Consider the following 288-nt stretch of genomic DNA (forward strand, 5'->3'; position numbering starts at 1 on the left):
AAGTTCTACACGCAGCAGGGCAACTACGATCTGGTCGGCAACAACATCCCGGTCTTCTTCATCCAGGACGCGATCAAGTTCCCCGACCTGATCCATGCCGCCAAAATGGAGGCCGATCGCGGCTACCCGCAGGCGGCGACCGCCCATGACACGTTCTGGGACTTCATCAGCCTGATGCCGGAGTCGACCCACATGATCATGTGGGCCATGTCGGACCGGACGCTGCCGCGTACCTTCGCCAACATGGAGGGCTTCGGCGTTCACACCTTCCGGTTCATCAACAAGGAA

Annotated in this window: 1 protein-coding gene; it reads left to right on the top strand. The window is 59.7% G+C overall.

All coding sequences use genetic code 11. From position 1 onward, the window contains the following. Nucleotides 1-288 (top strand): catalase (locus tag CVH10_RS19600; RefSeq protein WP_146143122.1); only part of this gene is annotated, 288 nt, incomplete at both ends.

Origin of the sequence: Halomonas sp. ND22Bw (assembly GCF_003011945.1) — a bacterium.
Taxonomy (GTDB): Bacteria; Pseudomonadota; Gammaproteobacteria; order Pseudomonadales; family Halomonadaceae; genus Halomonas; species Halomonas halophila.